The organism is Maridesulfovibrio ferrireducens, assembly GCF_900101105.1.
GTDB lineage: Bacteria > Desulfobacterota > Desulfovibrionia > Desulfovibrionales > Desulfovibrionaceae > Maridesulfovibrio > Maridesulfovibrio ferrireducens.
On the sequence record NZ_FNGA01000001.1, the window covers coordinates 831,295 to 850,335 of the forward strand.

General features: G+C 44.9%; 16 protein-coding genes. 1 reads left to right on the top strand and 15 read right to left on the bottom strand.

Annotated elements, in window-relative coordinates; translation table 11 throughout:
• The 15 genes from BLT41_RS03720 to BLT41_RS03790 all read right to left on the bottom strand — a co-directional run bounded on the left by BLT41_RS03720 (position 1) and on the right by BLT41_RS03790 (position 17,471).
• Positions 1 to 1,158, bottom strand: coding sequence for a glycosyltransferase family 4 protein (locus tag BLT41_RS03720; protein ID WP_092158364.1), 1,158 nt, complete (start codon positions 1,156 to 1,158; stop codon positions 1 to 3).
• A 17-nt stretch (positions 1,159 to 1,175) separates the two neighbouring features.
• Positions 1,176 to 2,744: a Gfo/Idh/MocA family oxidoreductase gene (locus BLT41_RS17740; protein ID WP_092158366.1), complete on the bottom strand. Its 1,569-nt coding sequence runs from the start codon at positions 2,742 to 2,744 to the stop codon at positions 1,176 to 1,178.
• Positions 2,745 to 2,756: 12 nt separating this feature from the next.
• A complete protein-coding gene (locus BLT41_RS03730; protein WP_092158368.1) occupies positions 2,757 to 3,914 on the bottom strand; it encodes a DegT/DnrJ/EryC1/StrS family aminotransferase in 1,158 nt (385 codons plus the stop codon).
• A gap of 41 nt (positions 3,915 to 3,955) precedes the next feature.
• Positions 3,956 to 4,483: a winged helix-turn-helix domain-containing protein gene (locus BLT41_RS03735; RefSeq protein WP_092158370.1), complete on the bottom strand. Its 528-nt coding sequence runs from the start codon at positions 4,481 to 4,483 to the stop codon at positions 3,956 to 3,958.
• Positions 4,484 to 4,618: 135 nt separating this feature from the next.
• Complete coding sequence (locus BLT41_RS03740) at positions 4,619 to 6,490, bottom strand: polysaccharide biosynthesis protein (RefSeq protein ID WP_092158372.1); 1,872 nt, start codon at positions 6,488 to 6,490, stop codon at positions 4,619 to 4,621.
• Positions 6,491 to 6,493: 3 nt separating this feature from the next.
• Complete coding sequence (locus BLT41_RS03745; RefSeq protein WP_092158374.1) at positions 6,494 to 7,633, bottom strand: DegT/DnrJ/EryC1/StrS family aminotransferase; 1,140 nt, start codon at positions 7,631 to 7,633, stop codon at positions 6,494 to 6,496.
• Positions 7,634 to 7,767: 134 nt separating this feature from the next.
• Positions 7,768 to 8,391: an acetyltransferase gene (locus tag BLT41_RS03750; protein ID WP_092158376.1), complete on the bottom strand. Its 624-nt coding sequence runs from the start codon at positions 8,389 to 8,391 to the stop codon at positions 7,768 to 7,770.
• Between the two features lie 135 nt (positions 8,392 to 8,526).
• Positions 8,527 to 9,126: a sugar transferase gene (locus tag BLT41_RS03755; protein ID WP_092158378.1), complete on the bottom strand. Its 600-nt coding sequence runs from the start codon at positions 9,124 to 9,126 to the stop codon at positions 8,527 to 8,529.
• Between the two features lie 3 nt (positions 9,127 to 9,129).
• Positions 9,130 to 10,239, bottom strand: coding sequence for a glycosyltransferase family 4 protein (locus BLT41_RS03760; RefSeq protein ID WP_092158380.1), 1,110 nt, complete (start codon positions 10,237 to 10,239; stop codon positions 9,130 to 9,132).
• Positions 10,236 to 12,197 (bottom strand): asparagine synthase (glutamine-hydrolyzing), encoded by a 1,962-nt coding sequence (gene asnB, locus BLT41_RS03765; RefSeq protein WP_092158382.1) that lies wholly within the window; start codon positions 12,195 to 12,197, stop codon positions 10,236 to 10,238. The genes BLT41_RS03760 and asnB overlap by 4 nt, the downstream gene beginning before the upstream one ends.
• A gap of 6 nt (positions 12,198 to 12,203) precedes the next feature.
• Positions 12,204 to 13,205 carry a KpsF/GutQ family sugar-phosphate isomerase gene (locus BLT41_RS03770; RefSeq protein ID WP_092158384.1) on the bottom strand — a complete coding sequence of 334 codons (1,002 nt, stop codon included), beginning with the start codon at positions 13,203 to 13,205 and terminating at the stop codon, positions 12,204 to 12,206.
• Between the two features lie 12 nt (positions 13,206 to 13,217).
• Positions 13,218 to 14,429 (bottom strand): type II secretion system F family protein, encoded by a 1,212-nt coding sequence (locus BLT41_RS03775; protein WP_092158386.1) that lies wholly within the window; start codon positions 14,427 to 14,429, stop codon positions 13,218 to 13,220.
• 14 nt (positions 14,430 to 14,443) lie between these two features.
• Positions 14,444 to 15,220 carry a PDZ domain-containing protein gene (locus tag BLT41_RS03780; protein ID WP_092158388.1) on the bottom strand — a complete coding sequence of 259 codons (777 nt, stop codon included), beginning with the start codon at positions 15,218 to 15,220 and terminating at the stop codon, positions 14,444 to 14,446.
• A 71-nt stretch (positions 15,221 to 15,291) separates the two neighbouring features.
• Entirely contained in the window at positions 15,292 to 16,197 is a 906-nt protein-coding gene (locus BLT41_RS03785) for a response regulator (RefSeq protein WP_092158390.1), read from the bottom strand.
• Positions 16,194 to 17,471, bottom strand: a complete 1,278-nt coding sequence (locus BLT41_RS03790) for an ATP-binding protein (protein ID WP_139167322.1) — start codon at positions 17,469 to 17,471, stop codon at positions 16,194 to 16,196. The genes BLT41_RS03785 and BLT41_RS03790 overlap by 4 nt, the downstream gene beginning before the upstream one ends.
• Positions 17,472 to 17,650: 179 nt before the next feature.
• On the opposite strand from BLT41_RS03790, the gene BLT41_RS03795 reads away from it, so the two are divergent.
• Positions 17,651 to 19,027, top strand: coding sequence for a WD40 repeat domain-containing protein (locus BLT41_RS03795; RefSeq protein ID WP_092158391.1), 1,377 nt, complete (start codon positions 17,651 to 17,653; stop codon positions 19,025 to 19,027).
• Positions 19,028 to 19,041: the final 14 nt, after the last annotated feature.

The window sequence follows — 19,041 nt, forward strand, 5'->3', positions numbered from 1 at the left end:
TTATACAGCGCTGCTTTTCATGAGCTTTTTATAAAGTTCTGCGTATTTATTTTCGGTCTCAGTGGGATTCCAATGCGTGTTCGAGTATTCTTTTGCAAGAGTTCCAAGTTCATGTCGTTTGTCTTGATCCATAAGAGAACTTAGGGCGTCGCTGTATCCTTTGACTGAATTTTCAACGAGAGTAACCCAGCCGTCTCCGTATTCAGGAACCTGACCTTTCGGAAGTTTGTTAACTATGATGGGCAGGCCGCTAAGTGAAGCTTCAAGCACTGTTTTAGGGATTCCATCATAATCACAATGAATGGCGAATGCGTCAAAATCAGGTGTTTTTTCACAGAGTTCGTCGTTAGTCATTCGAGGAATAAAAATTACTTTTCCCGGACCTTCAAGCGAGTTTGCCTGTTCTTCAAGTTGTGCGCGAAGTGGCCCCTCGCCCACAATTGTGAGTTCAGTATTACCGGCTATCGCCGCTTTGATCAGGTGCTCAGGGTTTTTGCCGGGAATAAGTCTCCCTACAGATAATACGCGCAGAGGTCCTGTTGATGAATAATCATTTTTTGATCTTATTTTGTCAGGATTAACGGCGTTGTAAATAGTTTTATGTGACGCGGATTTTCTGCGGTTCACATAAGGCAGCAGGGAGCGGTAGATAACTACAACTTCGTCAGCATTCTCGAGAGTGACATTCTCAACTGCCGCAGTGAAATGATAGTAAAGGAAATTTTTAAGCCCGAAGCTTGGATTGGTCCGATTTTCGTCAGGATGTGTATGCAGAGAAACCACGTAAGGTATTCCGAGTTCTCTTTTGATTTCTGAGGCGACGTAGCCGTTAATGTAGTTTCCGTAGCAGCGGATAAGGTCGGGCTTGATTTTTCTGGCGAGTTCAATCCCTTCAGACGCCCACTCTTTTAAAAGAGCGGGACGCCAGAAGAGAGATTTTAACAATAAGGATTTGCCGGTCTGAATATTATGAAAATGCAGTTTGGCGTTGCCCGCCATTTTCTGCAGATGCTGTGGGTTGGGGGTATCCCCGTTTGTCATAAGAATATGCACGTCATCGAAGACTTCGCCGGGATTATAGTACCGTGAAGTCATTTCTCCCTTACCTTCAAGGTGAGAGAGACGGTCAGTGATAATATTCAGAAGAACTTTGCCCATCAGATTGACCTTTCAGCTTACTCGCAGGGAGTCAGGCTGTTTTCACCTTTTTCTTCATATTTAGAATTACAGCGTACACATTCCAAAGAGCTTGGCAGAATTTCTCCGCATTCACATACCCATCCGGTCCTATGGGCTGGATTTCCGACCATGAGAGCATAGTCCGGTACGTTCTTGGTTACTACTGCGCCAGCCCCGATGAGGGCGTATCTGCCTATCTGATTTCCGCAGACAATTGTGCTGTTTGCGCCGAGAGTCGCACCCTTTTTAACAAGAGTTTCGCGAACTTCGTTCATACGGGCAACATGTGCGCGGGGATTGAATACATTGGTGAAAACCATGGAAGGCCCGCAGAAAACGTCGTCTTCAAGGGTTACGCCCTTGTATACGGATACGTTATTTTGAATTTTGCAACCGTTGCCGATTTTGACATTCGGTCCGGCAACAACGTTTTGGCCGAGATTGCAGTTTTCTCCGATAATTGTTCCGCCGAGAACGTGCGAAAAGTGCCAGATCTTGGTTCCGTTTCCGATTTCTACGCCTTTATCAACCACAGCCGTTTCGTGAACGTGTGCGGAAGGAGCATTGGAACCGGAGTTGAGAATGACTTCTCTGCTATGTTCGTTAAGTGATTTCTGACTGGCATTCAGAACTTTTAGAACCCGTAAACCTTCTTCGGCATCGGTTCTCGGATTCTCTCCGGATTTCATGCAGTCCAGAAAATGTTTGCACTCAAGGAACAGCGGTTCGGCCTGAGGAATCTCAACCCTTTCTGCTTCCGCCTTAGAAGGAACAGGAACATTGTTTTCCCATTCTACTTTGTGCGGATAAAGCAGGAGTTTGTCTTCCCATGCTAGAGTGTCGTCAAAAACAGCCATTTTCTTGTCACCGACTACAACCAGTTTTTGTTCTTTAAACGGGTGCAGCCATGATACGAAAATGTGAGCTTTTGCGCCGGAAGGGAATTCAAGGTGCGTGGTGGTTGTGTCTGCAATATGGTTGTGCAGAAAGTTTCCACCGGTTGCGATAATCTTTTCCGGTTCTTCACCCAGAAGGGAAAGAATCATGGAAATATCATGAGGGGCAAAAGACCATAGAATATTTTCTTCGCGTCTGATTTTACCCAGATTCAATCTGTTGGAGTAAATATAGTTTATGCGTCCAAGTTCGCCGGAACTGGCGAGCTCGCGCAGTTTTACAAATACGGGATGGAACTGAAGCAGATGTCCTACCATAAGGATAAGTTTTTTATCCTTGGCAAGAGCTATCAGTTCTTCGGCTTCACCTTCATTTAAAACAAGCGGCTTTTCCACATAAACATGTTTGCCTGCAAGCAGAGCTTCCTTGGCAAGTGTGAAATGTGTCTCGGCAGGAGTGGCAATAACAATACCATCAATGGCTTTGTTGTTAAGCACTTCTCCGTACGCGAGAACGGTTTCAACTGCAGGATACTGTTCTTTAAATCTTGCAAGAGTATCTTCATTGGTATCGCAGATTACTTTAAGAGCGCCTGTGCGATCGTAATTGCGGACCAGATTTTTACCCCAGTAACCGGAACCTATAACGGCAACCTTGAGTTCGCTCATCAGGTTTCTCCCTTAAGCGTTTTTAATGGCGTCTGCGATGTATTCCTGTGCGTCCCTTTCGAGGTAGGGGTGCATGGGGATCGCAAAAATGCGTTTTGCAGCGTCTTCACTTATTGGACAATCGCCCGCTTTGTAGCCGAGTTCTTTGAATGCGGTCTGCAAGTGCAGCGGAATTGGGTAATATACTGGAGAAGGAACACCCTTTTCTTTGAGTGCAGCCTGAATTCTGTCGCGGTGTGCGCTGTCTTTTGCAAGCGGACAATACTGCGCCCATGCGGAACGGTCACCTTCGGGAGTGCTTGGAGGAGTCAGCCCGTCGATATCTTTCAGAAGTTCAGCGTAAGTTGCTGCAACTTTATCGCGCAGTTCAATTTCTTCGGGGAAAATATCAAATTTCGCATGAAGAGCGGCAGCCTGAAGAGTATCCAGTCTACCGTTGATGCCGAGGCGGACATTGTCATATTTGTCTGGGCCCTGTCCGTGTACACGGTGGGAGCGCAGGCGTTCGATCAGTTTGTCGTCGTCTGTGAAGCACATGCCGCCGTCTCCGTAGCATCCGAGAGGCTTGGCAGGGAAGAAAGATGTGCAGGTGATGTCGCCGAGGGAACAAGATTTTCTACCCTTGTATTCTCCGCCGAAGCTCTGAGCTGCATCTTCAACAATGAAAAGGTCATGTTTGTCAGCGATAGCTTTGATTGCATCATAATCAGCAGGCAATCCGAAAATTCCTACGGTGATAATGCCTCTGGCAGTGAGCCCTTCAACTTTAGGAAGAGGATAGCCGTTGTCGCTTCCCTTGAGAGCTTCGATAGTCTTTTCGAGCTTTTCGGGGTCGATATTGAAAGTTACGGGGTCAATGTCCACGTATACCGGAGTGGCGCCCAGAAGAGCGATAGCTTCAGCTGTTGCAAAAAAAGTGAATGGTGTGGTGAACACTGCATCGCCGGGCTTTACGTCAAGAGCCATGAGCGCAAGAGTCAGTGCATCTGTTCCGGATGCACAACCCAGTCCGTGTTTTGCTCCGCAATATTCAGCTAGTCTTTTTTCAAGAGCTGGAATTTCGGGGCCCATAATATAGGCTCCGTGTTCCATAACTGCGTCCATGTTGCTGCGGACTTGTTTTTCAATGCGGGCATATTGTTTTTTAAGGTCGATAAAAGGAATATTCATGAGATTAATTCTCCATTTTTAAGCAGATTCTTAGATAGTTATTAGACAACCTTCCAATTAGGCCGTCGTAAATAAATATTACTTGTATTTGTAAACTCTTCCGTGCCGAGGACCATGAACCTGATTTTGCGCTGAATGGCTTCTTCAGCTTTGGCGCAAAGATCAACGATTCTGTCCGAGTCTATATCGTCGCCGATAATGAGGACGTCAATCAGTCCAGAGTCAATGCCTTTGGCGTAGTCGTCAAGAACATAGACTGAATCAACATCTCCGATAGTGGAGAGTATGTATTCGAGGATCTGGTCGATTCCGATATATTTGCGGACTATTGAACTTATTTCTGGAAAGAAGGGGTGAGAGGAGTTGGCGTTGTAGAATATGTAACGCCCTTCTTTTTTTTTGTTCAGGTATCCGGCGTCACTTAAGCCGTCCAGTTCTTCCTTCATTGCGTTGGGAGAAACATCAAACTCTGCAGCTAATTCACGCAAATAGGAGGAAACTCCCGGATTGAGGAATAACTTAAGTAGAAGTTTGATTCTGGTTTTTGATGTAAATAGTTCCTTTAACATGATGCTAGTTTGTTAGGTTATTCTGAACAAACTGTCAACGAAAGGAGCAATTTTTGTTTTAAAATTGATATGTTTTAATGTGTAATGCACTAAAATAATTTATTTAATTTTAAATGTAGTATTGTTTTTAAGATGTCAGCCTTCTTCATCGAACTCAGCAACTGTCTCATGAAGTATTACGCGGACTTTTTCCCCATCAAAATTATTAGCAGCTTCAGCCATTTTATCCAGTAAATTATTTAGTTCCGCAGCGTAGGCTTCGATATCATTTTCTTCGGCTTTGAGGACCATTATTTTTTCATGCTCGGTGCTGACGATATCTTCACCTTCGGTAATAAGCTCTTCATAGAGTTTTTCACCTTCACGCAATCCTGTGAATATAATTTCAATATCTTTGTCCGGTTTTTTACCGGAAAGTTTGATCAAGTCACGGGCCATGTCTGCAATTTTAACAGGCATTCCCATTTCAAGGATGAAAATTTCTCCGCCTTTGGCCATTACTCCGGCTTGCAATATAAGCTGCGCCGCTTCTGATATAGACATGAAGTAGCGGGTAACGTTCGGATGAGTAACTGTGACCGGCCCGCCTTTTTCAATCTGCCTGCGGAAAAGAGGCACAACTGAACCTGATGAACCTACAACATTTCCGAACCTGACAGCCATGAAGGTTGTTTTGGAATTGTGGAAAAGGCGCATGAGCAGTTCGGTGACTCTTTTGGATGCGCCCATAATATTTGTGGGTCTGACAGCTTTATCTGTGGAAACGATAACGAATCTGTCTACGCCGTGTTTATCTGCTGCGGTCATTACCTTTTTTGTGCCGCAAATATTATTATTAACGGCCTGCCAAGGATTACGTTCGACCATGGGGACGTGCTTATATGCAGCTGCGTGGAAAACAGTATGCGGTTTATGTTCACCGAAGGTACGGTCAAGCAGGCTTGAGTTTTGAACAGAACCGAGAACCGTCACATAATCATGAAATTTAAGTTCGTGATGCAGTTCCATCTGTATGGAATAAAGGTTGGCTTCACTTGCATCGATAAGAATCAGTTTTGCAGGGTTAAAACGCACCACCTGTCTGACCAGTTCAGAGCCTATTGAGCCTCCGCATCCTGTGACAAGAACAGTTTTGCCGGAAATATACTGACTGATACGGGTGGTATCGAGCTGAACCTGAGATCTGCCCAAGAGATCCTGATAGCTGACATCGCGCAAAGCTTTGATGCCTACTTTCCCGTTAATAATCTCATCCATACCGGGCAGTATTTTGTAAGGGAGTCCTGTGGTTTTACAGGCATCAATGATGCTGCGCATCTGGGAACCGGAAGCTTCGGCAATAGCGATGAGAATGTTGTTAACGCATCTGTTTTCAATAATGACAGGAAGATCTTCAAGTCCTCCCAGTACTGGAATGCCGTGGATTGTTCTGCCGCGCTTGCTGCGATCATTATCAATAAAACCGATTGGTTTAAATCTCAGTTGTCCGCTTCCCATTATTTCGCGGGCGACTTTTTCTCCGGCCCGTCCGGCTCCGATAATGAGAGCGTTGTGCCCATCAGCAGGGCACGAAGCTGGAGCGAATTGTAATGAATTGCCTTCATGATAGGAATAAAAAGCTCTGATGAGAACTCTTACACCTCCGGCCATGAAGATGGTAAGCATCCAGTCTATTATGAAAACTCCGCGGGAAAATCCGTCGAAGCCGAATTTATAAAGAACCAGCGTAACCAGAATCAGCGACTGAAGGAATGTTGCTTCAAGAATATGCCAGAGGTCACGCAGTCCTGTATAGCGCCACATTCCTCTATACAGTCCAAGCCCTAAAAAGACAGAAAATTTAATTATTACAGCATATTTTAAAAGTTCTAAAAACTGAATAGTTGCATACTTTGGAAGCATAAAATCAAAGCGGAAAAGGTATGCAGCGTAAAAAGCAAGAGCGAAAATACAAAGGTCCAGAATGACCATCATGTAAAAATTAGCATTACGCAGGTTGTTGATCATTCTTTATTTCCCGCAATTCCTTATGCTTTCAATTGTTCTGTCCAGATCGGTTTTGCTCATGGCTGTACCGGAAGGCAGACAGAGTCCCCGCGTAAATAAGTCTTCGCTGACTTTTCCGCCGAAGGATTTGCAATCTTTAAATAAAGGCTGCATGTGCATGGGCTTCCAGACTGGGCGGGATTCAATATTATTTTCTTCAAGAGCTATGCGAATCTGGTCAGGGCTTGCGCCGAATTTGTCTTCGTCAATTAACATGGCTGTCAGCCAGCGGTTGCATTTGCCGTAATCAGCTTCCGGCATAAATGATATTCCGGGACTGTTTTCGAGGGCTTTCTTATAGTAATCAAAAATTTCACGTTTGCGCTCAACTCTGTCTTTAAGCACTTCAAGTTGACCTCGTCCAATTGCCGCCACAACGTTGCTCATGCGGTAGTTATAGCCGAGTTCTTTATGCTCATAATGGGGCAGAGGCTCTTTTGCCTGCTGAGAAAGCCAGCGGGCTCGGTCAATGTATTCTTTATTATCAGAGGCTAACAAGCCGCCGCCGGATGTGGTGATAATCTTATTGCCGTTAAAGGAATAAGCAGCCATAAGCGCATGTTTTCCGGCATGCTTGCCTTTATACATCGCCCCGACAGATTCTGCGGCGTCTACAACCAGCGGAATACCATGCGGTTTCAAAATTTCCAGAATGCGGTCATAGTCAGCGCACTGTCCGTAAAGGTCAGTAGGAATAACCGCTTTGGGCTTTTTGCCTATAGAAATATAATAATCAACGGCTTGTGCTAAAAGGTCAGGGTCCATGTTCCATGATTTGTAATCCGAATCAATAAAACACGGCTCTGCTCCGAGAAATTTTACAGGAGTAACGCTTCCGATAAAAGTCAGCGAAGAAGCAAGAACCACATCGTCTTTTTCGACTCCCAGAATTCTGAGTGCAAGGTGGAGGGCCGCAGTTCCGCTGGAAAGAGCGGCACAATGCGCGAGCCCTGACATTTTAGAAAAATCCTGCTCAAATCCGTTAACCTGCGGACCGAGAGGGGCGATGAAATTGCTGTCAAAGGCCTGTTTTACGAAGTCTTGTTCGGTTCCGCCCATGTGGGGGGGAGAAAGATATATGCGATCTTTATTGCTTGCGGACAATGTTCAAGCTTCCTTTTTATATGAAAATTATAGTTAACAACGGGTCTGATATTATAATTCAGAGCTTAAGTACAGTCTAGGATTAATGTATTAAAACTAACCGTAATGATTGTTTAAATATGGTTGTTTTTTTGTTAAAATTTCAATCTTTTTGCAGGCATTCCGGCGGCTGTAACTCCGTCTGGTATTTTGCGGGTAGCAGTAGATCCTGCTCCGAGCATGGCCTTATTTCCAATGATTACCCGCGGAAGTACAGTTGCACCTATGCCGACCATTGATTCTTCACCGACCGTAACTTCACCGCCCAAGGTAGAACCGGGAGCGATGTGGGCATGAGGTCCGATCATATTATGATGTTCAATGGTGCTGTTGGTATTAATGATTGTATTGTCTTTTATTTCCGCCCCGGTATTAATCACCGCTCCGGCAAGAATCATACATCCGGCTCCAATTTTAACGGATGGAGATATGATTGCTGAAGGGTGAATCACCGTAAAGAGGTTTTCTCCTGCTTTGGTAAGTTCCTCGAAGATCCGTTTACGCAGCGCGTTATTACCAAGCGCAAGAACCACGCCGTCATGTTCTATTTTTGAAAGATATGAATTGCCGCCCGGGACAGGAATTCCAAGTACTTCAGTCCCGATTAAAGCAGGATTTTCATCCAAAAACGCAACAGGTTCAGCTTCTTTCATGAGCAGCAGAGCATCCGCCACAACCTGACCATGCCCGCCTGCGCCAATAATAATAATTTTTTTCATATATAACCTTTGCCGATAGAAAAATAAAAGTGGCAGGGAAGATAACTTTTTTGTTTATTAAAAATTAAAAATATTAAAAAGTTTTGGGAGTCTTGACCCCTTTTCCAAAAGGGTTCGAGCCGCCGGAGGCATATCTTAATTCTTTTTTCCTTTAAATTCCTCAGCGGTCGCGTGTCCGGTCTGGCTGATTCCTTCCCGTTTAAATACACGGGCTACGGTCATGAAAAGTATTTTTATGTCCAGCGGGATACTATAATTCTCAACGTACCAGACATCAAGTTTGAATTTGTCGTCCCATGAAATGGCGTTGCGGCCGTTAACCTGTGCCCATCCTGTGATGCCGGGCAGAACGTCGTGCCTTCTTGCCTGTTCGGGAGTGTAACGCTCAAGGTACTGCATAAGCAATGGTCGCGGTCCTACTAGGGACATGTCACCGAAGATCACATTTACAAGTTCCGGTAATTCATCAAGGGAGGACGAACGTAGAAAGCGTCCAAATTTGGTGAGTCTCTGCGAGTCCGGCAGTAGATTGCCGTCTTTGTCTTTTGCGTCAGACATGGTCTTGAATTTAAGTATATTAAAAGGGGTGCCATGCAGCCCCGGTCTTCTTTGTAAAAAGAATATTCCGCCGCCCATTTTGCGATGAATGACAATGGCAATAATTATTAGAACAGGGAAAAATATTATGAGGGCAGGAACAGCCACTGCAAGATCAAATGCTCTCTTAAGTGTCATATTTTAGAGTCCCATTGCTTTCATTATGGTCGAGTTGACCTTGTTAACATCATATTTTTCTGCGGCAAGATCACAGCTTTTTCCGCCCATAGTACGAATCAGTTCGGGGGTGGTGATAAATTTTTCCATAGCCGTTTCAAGGGCAGGAACATTTTTCACCGGAACCAGAAACCCATTACTACCGTCAACAACTGTCTCGCGGCAACCGGGAGTGTCGGTGGTGACAATCGCTCTGCCCGTTGACATTGCTTCCAGCACTGAACGGGGAGTTCCTTCTCTGTACGAAGGCAGTACATATACTGAACAGTTCTCCAGCTCATCGCGCACATCGTCAACAGGGCCGACGCATTCAACCCCGCCGGATTTCCATTTTTCGATTACCTGTTCACTGATGGAATCAGGGCCCGGGTCGTGAGGCCCGACAAGTCTGAATTGTGCCTGTGGATATTTTTTCTTCAGGTGTATTGAAGCATGTGCAAATTCGCGTACGCCTTTTTCTTTCAGTAATCTTGATATGCACAGAAATACAGGCGCATCATGTTTAACAGGCATGGTACAAAAATGATTAAGGTCAACGCCTGAACCGTTTGTGATAAAAGTCGGCTTATTTTTTTTGATTATCCCAAGCTTAATAAATAGATTCCGATCATCGGGGTTTTGAAACATAACACCGTTATTCATAGCGAGGCCGCAACGGTACATGTTTTTAACCAACTGGAAAAGCAGAGCGCGTTTGCCGCTTGTCTCACCGAAAGCATAGCCAAGCCCGGTTATCATAGAAAAAATTGAGGGGATTCCGGCCATCTTAGCTGCCAGAGAACCGTAAATTACAGGCTTGATTGTGTAAGATAACACTGCATCAGGCTTAATCTCACGTAAAATACGAAATAAAGAATAGACGGTGGCAGCATCTCGCACTGGGTTCATCCCCGTGCGTCTGATCGGGGCCGGAATATATTTAACGCCCATAGCAGCAAGCTTTTCGGGAACATCCGGGCTGTCTTGAGGCGCAATTCCATAAACTTCATGCCCTGCGCTTTTCATGGCGCGGAGCATGGAGCCTCTAAAATTTATAAGCGAAGGTCCATATCCACCGATGACAGCTACTTTCATGAAACATCCCAGTGATCCATCCATGACTGGAATACAAGGATATTCCAAATCCGGTAATGGTTATCTTTTTCGCCGCTCAGATGTTCGTGCCATGCTTTTTGTACAGTCCTGCCGTTGAAATATCCGTCATCCGCTAAACGTTCCGGTGATAGCAGATTGTCAGCCCATTCGCGCAGAGGTCCGCGCAGCCAGTTGTCGATCGGGATACCGAAGCCCATTTTGGGCCGTTCAATGAGATTTTTAGGAACATATTTGTGTAAAATTTTGCGTAGAGCATATTTACCCTGTCCGTTCTGCATTCTGAGGTGCATAGGCAGCCGCTGAGAAAATTCAACTATCTCATGATCAAGGAAAGGTGCCCTTGTTTCGAGGCTTACAGCCATTGCCGCGCGATCTACTTTGGTCAGAATGTCATCGGGCAGGTATGTAGCCGCGTCCATAAATTGCATCCATGCGGTAAGGTTTTTTGTGCTCGGCTGCATAGAATAGTTCTGAAACGGACTGACAATTTCCCGACCGCTCATGACGGTTGTTTCAGGGTTCAGCCAGTTTGACGTGAGGGCTGTGTAATAATCCGAAGCAGATTCTGCGTCCATGACATGCGCAAGCTTATGCAGTTTCTGTCCGGGCAGTCTCATGCGTAGTTTTTCCGGTATGATAGGTTCGAGCATATCAAAAAGTTCGTTCAGAGTTTCCGGTGATACTCTTAAGATGGCTTCTGCCATAATTGAACGCAATGATACTGGAAAATGTTCAAGCTTATTCCATAAGGAACAGCCCCTGAAATGGCGGTTGTAGCCTGCGAAAAGTTCGTCACCTCCATCGCCTGAAAGGGCAACGGTTACATGTTCGCGGGTCATGCGCGAAACAAGGTGTGTCGGGATTTGTGAGGCATCGGAAAAAGGTTGGTCCCATATTTGCGGAATCGAAGGGATAATTTCAAGCGCATCTTTGGGCGAGACATATAGCTCGGTGTGCTCTGTTCCGATATGCTGTGCTACCAGCTTTGCATCGTTCGCTTCATTATATGCTTCGTCGTCAAAACCGATGGTGAATGTTTTGACAGGCGAGAGCGCACACTGCTGCATTAGAGATACGATAAGTGATGAGTCAATTCCGCCTGAGAGAAAAGCTCCGAGCGGAACATCCGAGATCATTTCACGCTCGACAACTTTCAGGAGCAAATCTTCCAGAGTATCGATTATGTCGGAATCTGGAGCTGTGAATATTTTGCTTTCAGCTTCACGTGCAGAATCAAGAAGAGACCAATATTCCGCAGGTTCAGAAATGGTTCCGTCGTGAGATACGCTCAGCCATGTGCCGGGCATGAGGACGTGAACATTTTTAAAAATTGTGTGCGGAGCCGGGACGTAGTGGTAGCGCAGATATGATGAAAGAGAATTACGGTCGACTTTTTTTTCAAAGCCTTCGTAAGTCATGAGCGCTTTAAGCTCTGATCCGAAAAGAAAAGTATTGCCTTGAGTGGAGTAATAGAGCGGCTTTTCTCCCATGCGATCACGGGCGAGAAACAGTTTGCGTTCCTCACGATCCCAGAGAGCTATGGCAAACATGCCACTGAAAGATTTCAGGGCTTTTTCCAGTCCCCATTGTTCGACAGCTTCGAGCATTACCTCGGTGTCGGAATGGCCTCTCCAGCCTTGGAATGTTGATGTTTTTTCAAGTTCTTCGCGTAGATCGCGGTAACTGTAAATTTCACCATTGTAGGCGGTTACAAACCGGCCCGAACGGCTGGTCATGGGTTGAACGCCTTCTTCGGTCAGGTCGATAATCGCTAGACGGCGGTGATCAAGGGCTATGCCGGATTCCGGGTCTGCCCATTGTCCTGAACCGTCCGGCCCACGTGAGCGCTGTGCATACCCCATGCTTTTGGCCATTTGGAGTAGCTGTTCAGAATTCGTACTTTTGGAAAAATCAATAAGTCCGGCGATACCGCACATGCAGGGTTACCCTCTCGTGGTTTCCGCGAATTTGAGTCTGCCTTTACCAAGCAGATCATGGAGATGGATCATGCCTGAAATTTTTCCGTTCTCATCCACAACGGGAAGAACTGTAATTTCTTTAGCTTCCATCAAATCAAGCGCTTGTGCTGCTGACATGTCAGGCGTTACCCGCAACGGGTTTTTAGCCATAACTTCGGAAGCAGGTTCAGATGAATTCAGTTTGCCTGCACATACTAATCTGCGAACATCCCCGTCGGTGATAACTCCGGCCAGTTTATTTCCGGCTGAAGTGAGGGCAATAAGACCTAGTTTTCCCGTATCAAGGATGTTCAGAGCTTCGGATAGCAGACAGCTTTCAGGCGCAGAAGGAATATTATCAGTGTGCATCAGTTCGCTTATGCACAGAGTAAGTCTGCGTCCAAGTGTTCCGCCGGGATGGAATTTTTTAAAATCTATACTGTCAAAATCTTTGTGATCCATGAGGCAGACAGCCAGAGCATCACCTAGTGCCAAGGCGGCAGTGGTGCTTGCGGTGGGAGCCAGACCGTGGGAACAGGCTTCGCAGGGAACTTTCGCTTCGATGACAACATCGGAGAGGCGGGCCATTGTGGATTCGCCGTTGGAAGTAATGGAAATGATCTTTGTTTCAAAGGAACGGATTGCAGGGAGCAGGGAGTTCAGCTCGTCTGTTTCTCCGCTGTTGGAAATGGCTATAACCACGTCATCTGACCGGACCATGCCTAAATCACCATGTGCCGCTTCGACCGGATGCAGGAAAAAAGAAGGGGAGCCGGTGCTGGACATGGTGGCGGCAATTTTGCGGCCGACAAGACCTGATTTTCCAAGTCCTGTAATGATTACGCGTCCTTTGCATCCAGCCAGCATTTCGACAGCTTTAGCAAAGCCGAGCCCCAGATTTTTTCTAATGGAAGCGAGTCCTTTTTCTTCAATAGCAAGGACTTCACGTCCCCGATCAATGAAATCAGAAAGTTGTTTATCCGTCATTATTTGAAATTCCTATTTTACGAGGGTTGTCAGGTCGAAAATGGGACCCATGATTGCGACAACGATAAAAGCGATGAGCATACCTATAAACAGCAACAGCATTGGTTCAGCCAGCGCAACGACTCGTTTCATAAAGTTATCCACATCGCGTTCAAAAATGGTGCCCATGCGTTGTAGAAACTTACCGAGCTGGCCGGATTTCTGGCCCGCTGTGAGAGTGAGTATGTAGATGTCCGGGTAAATTTTTTGTTCTGCAAAAACAGAGCTTAAGGTCCGTCCAGTGGCGACTTCTTCTTTTGCTTCTGCAATTTTTTTCCTGAAAAAAGATGATTTTACGGCTTTGGCAGAGCTTTCCATTCCCTGAACAAGAGGAATTCCCGCATCAAGCTGGAAGCCTAGAATGCCTGAAAAACGGGCAAGAGTGCTTTTTTGAACCAGCGGCAGTTTCCAGAGCATGGCATCAACTTTTTCTCTGAATGCAGGCACAGTTTTATATGCGCTTATTAATGCGAAAATTATGCCGGCAGGAATAATCAGAGCCATGATTCCAAGGTCTCCAAGAGTGTTGCCAAGTGCAACGACGATCTTGGTGGAAGTCGGCAGCTCGCTTTTTGATGCTTGGAAAATTCCGGTAATTTTAGGGAGAACCGCGGAAAGAAGAAAATATACAGCGCCTAGGCCGATCATAAGAATTACGCATGGATAAACCATGGCAGTCATAAGTCTGCCGCTTACTTCGGCCCGTTCTTCTTCGTACTGGGCAATGTTTTCAAGGACATCACCGAGCTTGCCGACTGATTCGGCAACCTGAACCATCCCGACATAAACTGGAGGGAACAGTTTTGGATATTTATCCAGACAGGATGAAAAGCTTTCACCGGATTGAACTGCGTCTCTGATTTCCATCCATATCCGGCTGGCAAATCCGGAGGTCATACGGGACATCATATCAAGTGACTGTGCCAGAGCGGTTCCGCTTTGGATCAAAATTCCTAAGTAATAGAAGGATTCACCAAGTCGTATTTTTCCGCCGATTGTAAGTGACGAGGTAATTGATTTACTAGAGGAAGAATCCTTTTGGGTAGATTTTACCTGCTCCAGCCGCAAAGGCATAAGCCCTTTACTTTGCAGGGTGGCAAAAGCTTTGGATTGCGAGGAGGCCTCGACGAATCCTTTCTTCTTTTTACCTTCGTTCGTTACTGCTCTATATTGATAAGTCGGCATTCCTGCTTAAATTCCTACTTGAGTTCAACTACGAGTGACAGGATTTGGCCTTTACGTTCCACGTCAATATAAATAGCAGATGCTCCGGCCATTGAACCGTATACCTGAAGCAGTTTAGTTGGCCCGTTGATCATTTCTCCGTTGATGCGCATAAGGACATCACCATTTTCAAGACCGAGTTTACGGAGCATTGAATTCTGTTTGATATTCGTTATGCGGAACCCTTGAGTTTTGCCGTTTTTATTATTGGGTTTAAACAGAGCCTGACTTAGAAATGCGTTAGGATCTTCAAGTACTGCGGAAGCTTCATTTTTATCAATAGTAAGTTTATTAGTTTTACCGCGGACAAGTTTCAAGCTCTGAACCTGATCCCACATGGCAACTTTCTTTTCTTCACGTCCAAATTTCCAGAGTACATACTGAGGCTTAATCTCATCAAGAGTCCAGCCTTCGTAATCTTCTCCTTCACGCAGAATAACAGTCTCAGTTTTTATTCTGAACACAGCCATGTCCACTTCACCAGTAATTATGCCGACTAGAGCCCATGTGCTTGGGGTCACGGTGGCTTTTTTCTGGATTTCAGCAGGATTATCGAGGCTTAATATGTTGCGTTCAAGGATAATCGCTGAATCTTTTGAAATTTTATCGGCTGTAGAGGTCGTAAAAGATTCACCCAGAATAGGAGCTGTGGGTAAAGGCTTTGGAATGTATGACGAGACAAGGTATGCAACAGCAAGCCCGAAAGCAAGCGGCCATAGCCATGCCGGAAATTTAGTGTCTTTAAGCTCCATGTCCAGTGAATATCCTGTTCTTATGTAGATCGTAATTTTTTGTTCGAAAGAAACAGCTTAGTGCACGGGCACTATTCTTCATTTTCAGCGTAAGAATGGTAGTTGTTTTTAATCCACTTGTCCATACCCTTAGTGTCATGGTAAATGTCCAGTCTTATTAGCCTTTTTCTGGCGGTCTTGGCTGAGCTATAATAGAAAAGGCGTACTTTTCGTGACAATCTTGCACTGAATACGTTTTGAGTACCTTGAACCTTGTGGATATTCATACCCGGAGTGCCGGAGTCCTGCACATCAAAGCGTATAAGGGTTTCAATAACTTTTTTGAATAGTTTGAACTGGGTTGAATAAAGCTTTTCAAGGTCTGCAATAAAGCTCGGCATAGGCTGACTCTTCGTTAGAAGAGATTCAAGAATGTCCGAGACTTTTTCAAATCCCTTACCATCTGATTTTTCTCCTTTGGAAAGAGATTCAAGCCTGCGTTGTTCCGTCTGGAGTTCTTCAACTTCCTGCTCCAGAAGCTGATGGTATCCTTTGACCTCTTCCATTTCATCCATAAGGGTGCTGATTTTTTCTGCACTTTTTTTACTCTTGCCGAGATAAAAGTGAAGCATTCTGAGAAGATGATCCTCAGTAACCGGCTTGGGAATGAAAAAAGTGAAAACATCAGACTGAGCTTCGTCTGTTGCTTCTGCGTCCATTCCAGTCAACAAAATAACAGGAATATACGGATATTCTTCACGGATAAAGGGAAGTATATCAACTCCGCTTAATCCTGATCCTTCGAAGTGCACATCGAGCAGAATTACATCCGGTTCTTCTTCGGATTCTTTTAAGAATGCCAGAAAGGAAACAGGATCATAGAAAGATTCATGCTTTTCGAGAAGTCCGGCTTCGCGAAGAATTGAAACTGTGTATTCATGCAAGCGTGGGTCATCGTCCGCCAATACAAAGAAGAGTTGTTCCTGAACCGGGCTCATGCTGTTTCTCCTGCGGGAATAGCCCCGGCGGGTCCGAATGTCCCGAGGGGTATAAGTATGGATACTTCGAGTCCTTTTGAACCGAGAGCTTCAGTATTTGAGGCTGAGATGTCAAATCCCATGTTGTCTCCGAAAAATTTTACAAAAAGAGTTCCCTGTCCCATAGCTTTGCCTTGTCGTTTTGTTGAAGGGACAGCCCTTTTAAAAAGATCCTGCAATCCGTCTTCAGGAACGCCGCCGCCAGTATCCAGAACTCTTATCCTTGCGTTTTTACCTGCGATATCGGCTATTATGGCAAGTCGCGGAACATAGGCTTTGAATTCTTCGCTTCCCTTACGGAGCAGTTCTATCTGTCTAAGTTCCATTGCTGTCTGGCTGTTTCTTAAAAGATTTAGCAGTATTTCCCAAGTTTTGTAACGGTCAATGTAGATTTCTTCTACTCTTGTTTCCCAACCTTTGAAATTGAAAGCGGCATCCAGTTTTTTCTGGAATCTTTTTTTGTCACTATCAAGATTCTGTTTCAGCAGTTTTGCCAGTTCATCAAGTCCTATCAGTTGAGGTCTGAAGGATAATCTGTTTTCAAGTCCTCGTAAATGTTCCACGATGCTTTCTTCGAAAGGAGTGACTATCTGATTATACAGTTCTCGCTCTTTTACTTTGGGCAGATCATTAATTATAGTATGAATTTGAGATTTCCATGAATTCTGAAGGACCATTAATTCATCTTTTACCATGTTCGCCTGTACGATCATGTCGCCGGTAAGCTTTTCGGTGGCAACCATTAGTTCCAGTTGTCTGCGTTTTTGCTGCTCATCCCGGATGGATTTTTCTCGGGTTATTTTATCTATGTCCGCCGGAGATTTCCGCTTGGTCATAATAAACATAAAAATAATCGCCGTGACGTACAGTACCATAAAAGAACGGCTCAAAAATAATTTTGATGAAAAACTTCCTGTCATGTAAAGCAGGCGCGAAAAAATAAAGGCAAAAAAGATATTAAAAAAACCTACGTAAGTCATGGTTTCTCTGCCGCCGATACGCCATGAGAAATAAAGACTCGAAACCACCAAGACTATGCAGAAAATGTAATGGCGGATAGGGCTGTCTACCATCATGTCGAAAAAAATGTACGCAAATATATAGAAAACAGCGAGGATAGGCAGTCGCCATCCTCCATTTTTAGTAGGACTTAATAACCTTTCGCCTAAGTTGCGGATGGTTTTCCCGTAGCTGTGTTTTCCCTTTGATTCGGGATTATTTTTTTTGCTTCTCATGTGACCAGTCGGAGGTTATCCTTTTTTTAGTAAGCCTGATGGGTTCTTTTGCCGTAATACAGCTTTATGAGCAAGGAGGAGTTTTAGATCAGGCTTGACTTTTATAAGCACTCCTCTAGAACCGTTATCTAATATCTAATACCTGCTGTTTAATAGAAGTAAAGGATCGGCTGCTTAATATGAAAAAAATATCCATGCTGTTTTTGATAATGTCTTTCATGTTTCTTTTTTCGGGTTGTTTCGGCTCAGGAGGACCGTCTCCGGCTATTGATGAGCCTTCTCTCATTTCAAATGATAGCCTTGACGTTGCCCACCTTGTCGGGAACAGGCCTGCCACTCTTCCTGAATTGGTGCAGTACGCCGCGTCCCAGCAGTACTCTTCACTGGATAGTATTTATAACCGTCCTCCCGAAGGTATGACCGGAAATTACTTTGTCCAGCTGAGTGAAGGGCACGAAATTGTGCATCTTTCGGAAAATGTAACATTCCTTGTTCAAAAGGAAAATGTTCTTGCGGAAGGTTTTAAAAATGGACTTATCAGAATTTATGGGGGGCCGGGCTGTCCTTCGGTGCAAACTTCCTCTGAGCCGGTTAATGAAATTTCATGGTTTCCGGGTTCTGCAGTTTTGGCTGCAACCTCAGGGACTAACGGTTTTGTAGAAGTTTTTAAAGTTGATAATTGCTCACGAATTTTAGTGGCAGATGTTAACAGTACTATTGATAAATTTGCTATATCTCCCAAAGGTTCCTGGCTTGCTATTATTGATGAGGCCCGCAGACTTTGGGTAGGACCAGCCTCCGGTCCTTTCAATCAGATTCACCGGTTTATGCGTGAGCCGCTTATGCTTTCTTTTTCCGATGGAGAAGGAATTTTAATGGCAGTTGATGTAGTCGGTGAATTGAATATGTGGAGCCCTCTTAAGGGGGGGCAGATTTTCAGTAATAAAATAAAGGGCGGACCTTTTTCTTCCGTTAAAGCAGATGGTCCTTATTTAGATATGGTCACGGAAGCGGGAGGCCGGTTTCGCTGGGATGTCGGGCAACGCGCACGGTCTTCATATAACGAGAGCGAAGATAGTTTTTATTTAAAAAACGGTGTTGTGTCGTATCGTTCGCCTAGAAAACGGCTTTCAAGAAAAGTCTTTTTCGGTCCTGTTTCTATTGAAGTGTCTAGATCTCCTTCAGCCAAAGCTTTCCGGGTTAATGACATCGACGGTGAGATGCGTTATTACTCCTCCGTTACAGGAGAACCTCTTGAAGGTATTCAGGATCTTGCAGACTGGAAGAAAGTCAGTGTAGGTAGAAATTTCTCTTTTTCGGAAAGAGGTCGTTCTTTTGTTCTTGCGGAGCCTATTGCACAGCGAGAATTTCAACGGTTGTATTGTCGGTTCATACCAAGTAAAGGATATTTTCTATGGTGGGATAAAGCAGCAAGGCCTGATGATTATTTCAGGTCTCGTGGCATGCTCCCCCGCCGTGAAGGTCTTTCGGAACAATCTCCTCTTAAGTGGGAACCTCTTGAAGTTGGTAAAATAGATATTCGGGATATTCATTAATAGTTTCAACTTTT

What these genes read in the sequence shown, in the direction of transcription:
- BLT41_RS03720 (WP_092158364.1), bottom strand. Translation starts at nt 1,158, where the DNA reads ATGGGCAAAGTTCTTCTGAATATTATCACTGACCGTCTCTCTCACCTT.
- BLT41_RS17740 (WP_092158366.1), bottom strand. Translation starts at nt 2,744, where the DNA reads ATGAGCGAACTCAAGGTTGCCGTTATAGGTTCCGGTTACTGGGGTAAA.
- BLT41_RS03730 (WP_092158368.1), bottom strand. Translation starts at nt 3,914, where the DNA reads ATGAATATTCCTTTTATCGACCTTAAAAAACAATATGCCCGCATTGAA.
- BLT41_RS03735 (WP_092158370.1), bottom strand. Translation starts at nt 4,483, where the DNA reads ATGTTAAAGGAACTATTTACATCAAAAACCAGAATCAAACTTCTACTT.
- BLT41_RS03740 (WP_092158372.1), bottom strand. Translation starts at nt 6,490, where the DNA reads ATGATCAACAACCTGCGTAATGCTAATTTTTACATGATGGTCATTCTG.
- BLT41_RS03750 (WP_092158376.1), bottom strand. Translation starts at nt 8,391, where the DNA reads ATGAAAAAAATTATTATTATTGGCGCAGGCGGGCATGGTCAGGTTGTG.
- BLT41_RS03755 (WP_092158378.1), bottom strand. Translation starts at nt 9,126, where the DNA reads ATGACACTTAAGAGAGCATTTGATCTTGCAGTGGCTGTTCCTGCCCTC.
- BLT41_RS03760 (WP_092158380.1), bottom strand. Translation starts at nt 10,239, where the DNA reads ATGAAAGTAGCTGTCATCGGTGGATATGGACCTTCGCTTATAAATTTT.
- asnB (WP_092158382.1), bottom strand. Translation starts at nt 12,197, where the DNA reads ATGTGCGGTATCGCCGGACTTATTGATTTTTCCAAAAGTACGAATTCT.
- BLT41_RS03770 (WP_092158384.1), bottom strand. Translation starts at nt 13,205, where the DNA reads ATGACGGATAAACAACTTTCTGATTTCATTGATCGGGGACGTGAAGTC.
- BLT41_RS03775 (WP_092158386.1), bottom strand. Translation starts at nt 14,429, where the DNA reads ATGCCGACTTATCAATATAGAGCAGTAACGAACGAAGGTAAAAAGAAG.
- BLT41_RS03780 (WP_092158388.1), bottom strand. Translation starts at nt 15,220, where the DNA reads ATGGAGCTTAAAGACACTAAATTTCCGGCATGGCTATGGCCGCTTGCT.
- BLT41_RS03785 (WP_092158390.1), bottom strand. Translation starts at nt 16,197, where the DNA reads ATGAGCCCGGTTCAGGAACAACTCTTCTTTGTATTGGCGGACGATGAC.
- BLT41_RS03790 (WP_139167322.1), bottom strand. Translation starts at nt 17,471, where the DNA reads ATGAGAAGCAAAAAAAATAATCCCGAATCAAAGGGAAAACACAGCTAC.
- BLT41_RS03795 (WP_092158391.1), top strand. Translation starts at nt 17,651, where the DNA reads ATGAAAAAAATATCCATGCTGTTTTTGATAATGTCTTTCATGTTTCTT.